Origin of the sequence: Nocardia sp. NPDC052566 (assembly GCF_044547285.1) — a bacterium.
Taxonomy (GTDB): domain Bacteria; phylum Actinomycetota; class Actinomycetes; order Mycobacteriales; family Mycobacteriaceae; genus Nocardia.
This window is the reverse complement of sequence record NZ_JBIUAF010000012.1, coordinates 1-4,257: the sequence shown is the minus strand read 5'-3', so window position 1 is coordinate 4,257 and position 4,257 is coordinate 1. Positions and strand designations below refer to the sequence as shown.

Annotated in this window: 2 rRNA genes; both read left to right on the top strand. The window is 55.8% G+C overall.

Features of this window, described 5'->3' with window-relative positions:
• Window positions 1–1,180 (top strand): 16S ribosomal RNA (locus tag ACIG5A_RS44015); the annotation flags it as partial.
• 330 nt (window positions 1,181–1,510) lie between these two features.
• Window positions 1,511–4,257, top strand: a 23S ribosomal RNA gene (locus tag ACIG5A_RS44010); the annotation flags it as partial.

The following is a 4,257-nucleotide window of genomic DNA, read 5'->3' as shown; positions in this document are numbered from 1 at the left end:
GGGAGGCAGCAGTGGGGAATATTGCACAATGGGCGAAAGCCTGATGCAGCGACGCCGCGTGAGGGATGACGGCCTTCGGGTTGTAAACCTCTTTCGACAGGGACGAAGCGCAAGTGACGGTACCTGTAGAAGAAGCACCGGCCAACTACGTGCCAGCAGCCGCGGTAATACGTAGGGTGCGAGCGTTGTCCGGAATTACTGGGCGTAAAGAGCTTGTAGGCGGTCTGTCACGTCTTCTGTGAAAACTCACAGCTCAACTGTGAGCTTGCAGGGGATACGGGCAGACTAGAGTACTGCAGGGGAGACTGGAATTCCTGGTGTAGCGGTGAAATGCGCAGATATCAGGAGGAACACCGGTGGCGAAGGCGGGTCTCTGGGCAGTAACTGACGCTGAGAAGCGAAAGCGTGGGTAGCGAACAGGATTAGATACCCTGGTAGTCCACGCCGTAAACGGTGGGCGCTAGGTGTGGGTTTCCTTCCACGGGATCCGTGCCGTAGCTAACGCATTAAGCGCCCCGCCTGGGGAGTACGGCCGCAAGGCTAAAACTCAAAGGAATTGACGGGGGCCCGCACAAGCGGCGGAGCATGTGGATTAATTCGATGCAACGCGAAGAACCTTACCTGGGTTTGACATACACCGGAAACCTGCAGAGATGTAGGCCCCCTTGTGGTCGGTGTACAGGTGGTGCATGGCTGTCGTCAGCTCGTGTCGTGAGATGTTGGGTTAAGTCCCGCAACGAGCGCAACCCTTATCTTATGTTGCCAGCGCGTAATGGCGGGGACTCGTGAGAGACTGCCGGGGTCAACTCGGAGGAAGGTGGGGACGACGTCAAGTCATCATGCCCCTTATGTCCAGGGCTTCACACATGCTACAATGGCCGGTACAGAGGGCTGCGATACCGTGAGGTGGAGCGAATCCCTTAAAGCCGGTCTCAGTTCGGATCGGGGTCTGCAACTCGACCCCGTGAAGTTGGAGTCGCTAGTAATCGCAGATCAGCAACGCTGCGGTGAATACGTTCCCGGGCCTTGTACACACCGCCCGTCACGTCATGAAAGTCGGTAACACCCGAAGCCGGTGGCCTAACCCTTGTGGAGGGAGCCGTCGAAGGTGGGATTGGCGATTGGGACGAAGTCGTAACAAGGTAGCCGTACCGGAAGGTGCGGCTGGATCACCTCCTTTCTAAGGAGCACTTCTCCACGACGCATCACACAGGTGAATGTGGTTGTGGCAGAGACCGTTTGAGTCCTCAATCGTGGGACCGCGGACGCTCATGGGTGGAACGCTGACAAGCTTCATCGCACTACGACTCGGAGCCATGTCTTCGGTCGCGGTGGATATATCGACACACTGTTGGGTCCTGAAAGAACAGACGTTCTTTCCAGGCAAGATAACGATCCGCTCAGATCTTTCTGAGATACCGGCCTTCATAAACGAGGGTGCTGGTCCTGATGTTCTGGTTTGGGTGGGTGTGTTGTTTGAGAACTGCACAGTGGACGCGAGCATCTTTGTTAGTAAGTGTTTAAGAGCGTACGGTGGATGCCTTGGCACCAGGAGCCGATGAAGGACGTAGGAGGCTGCGATAAGCCTCGGGGAGCTGTCAACCGAGCTGAGATCCGAGGATTTCCGAATGGGGAAACCCAGCACGAGTGATGTCGTGTTACCCGCATCTGAATATATAGGGTGTGTGGAGGGAACGTGGGGAAGTGAAACATCTCAGTACCCACAGGAAGAGAAAACAATAGTGATTCCGTGAGTAGTGGCGAGCGAAAGCGGATGAGGCTAAACCGTGTGGATGTGATAGCCGGCAGGCGTTGTCCATGCGGGGTAGTGGGGTCTTTCTTCTCGATTCTGCCGAGTCGAGCAAGAGTCAGAAACCGTTGTGTTAGCTGAAGTGGTCTGGGACGGCCTGCCATAGACGGTGAGAGTCCGGTAAGCGAAAACATGACGGCTCTTGTGGAAGATACCCGAGTAGCAGCGGGCCCGTGAAATCTGCTGTGAATCTGCCGGGACCACCCGGTAAGCCTGAATACTCCCTGGTGACCGATAGCGGACTAGTACCGTGAGGGAAAGGTGAAAAGTACCCCGGGAGGGGAGTGAAATAGTACCTGAAACCGTGCGCTTACAATCCGTCAGGGCCTGCGAATACTTCGGTATTGTGGGTGATGGCGTGCCTTTTGAAGAATGAGCCTGCGAGTTAGTGGCATGTGGCGAGGTTAACCCGTGTGGGGTAGCCGTAGCGAAAGCGAGTCCGAATAGGGCGTTTTTAGTCGCATGTTCTAGACCCGAAGCGGAGTGATCTACCCATGGCCAGGGTGAAGCGACGGTAAGACGTCGTGGAGGCCCGAACCCACTTAGGTTGAAAACTGAGGGGATGAGCTGTGGGTAGGGGTGAAAGGCCAATCAAACTCCGTGATAGCTGGTTCTCCCCGAAATGCATTTAGGTGCAGCGTCGCGTGTTTCACACCGGAGGTAGAGCTACTGGATGGTCTAGGGGGCCCACAAGCTTACCGAAATCAGCCAAACTCCGAATGCCGGTGTGTGAGAGCGCGGCAGTGAGACTGCGGGGGATAAGCTTCGTAGTCGAGAGGGAAACAGCCCAGATCGCCGGCTAAGGCCCCTAAGCGTGTACTAAGTGGAAAAGGATGTGGGGTCGCGAAGACAACCAGGAGGTTGGCTTAGAAGCAGCCACCCTTGAAAGAGTGCGTAATAGCTCACTGGTCAAGTGATCCTGCGCCGACAATGTAGCGGGGCTCAAGTACACCGCCGAAGCCGCGGCATTCACACAATACATCCGCCATCTCTTACGGGGGGTGGTGCAGTGGTGTGGATGGGTAGGGGAGCGTCCTGTAGCCAGGGAAGCGGCGGAGTGATCCAGTCGTGGAGGCTACGGGAGTGAGAATGCAGGCATGAGTAGCGAAAGACGAGTGAGAAACTCGTCCGCCGAATGACCAAGGGTTCCTGGGCCAGGTTAATCCGCCCAGGGTGAGTCGGGACCTAAGGCGAGGCCGACAGGCGTAGTCGATGGACAACGGGTTGATATTCCCGTACCCGTGTATCCGCGCCAAATATCGAATCAGTTGTGCTAAGTATCCAAAAGCGGATGGACCTCCTTCGGGAGGCCGGATGTGGCTGCATACGACCCTGGCTGTAGTAGGTAAGCGATGGGGTGACGCAGGAAGGTAGCTGGGCCAGTCAGTGGTTGTACTGGTGTAAGCCTGTAGGGCGAGACGTAGGCAAATCCGCGTTTCATACAGCCTGAGAGGTGATGCGTAGCCGATTGAGGCGAATTCAGTGATCCTATGCTGCCGAGAAAAGCCTCTAGTGAGTTGGTACACGGCCCGTACCCCAAACCGACACAGGTGGTCAGGTAGAGAATACTAAGGCGATCGAGAGAACTGTGGTTAAGGAACTCGGCAAAATGCCCCCGTAACTTCGGGAGAAGGGGGACCTGCTCTGGTGATGGAACTTGCTTCCTGAGCTGGGGGAGGTCGCAGAGACCAGAGAGAAGCGACTGTTTACTAAAAACACAGGTCCGTGCGAAGTCGTAAGACGATGTATACGGACTGACGCCTGCCCGGTGCCGGAAGGTTAAGAGGACCGGTTAGCGCCCTTGTGGTGCGAAGCTGAGAATTTAAGCCCCGGTAAACGGCGGTGGTAACTATAACCATCCTAAGGTAGCGAAATTCCTTGTCGGGTAAGTTCCGACCTGCACGAATGGCGTAACGACTTCTCTGCTGTCTCAACCACAGACTCGGCGAAATTGCATTACGAGTAAAGATGCTCGTTACGCGCGGCAGGACGAAAAGACCCCGGGACCTTCACTATAGCTTGGTATTGGTGTTCGGTACGGTTTGTGTAGGATAGGTGGGAGACTGTGAGACATGCACGCCAGTGTGTGTGGAGTCGTCGTTGAAATACCACTCTGATCGTATTGGACCTCTAACCTCGGACCATGATCTGGTTCAGGGACAGTGCCTGGTGGGTAGTTTAACTGGGGCGGTTGCCTCCCAAAATGTAACGGAGGCGCCCAAAGGTTCCCTCAGCCTGGTTGGCAATCAGGTGTCGAGTGCAAGTGCACAAGGGAGCTTGACTGTGAGACAGACATGTCGAGCAGGGACGAAAGTCGGGACTAGTGATCCGGCACCGGCAAGTGGAAGCGGTGTCGCTCAACGGATAAAAGGTACCCCGGGGATAACAGGCTGATCTTCCCCAAGAGTCCATATCGACGGGATGGTTTGGCACCTCGATGTCGGCTC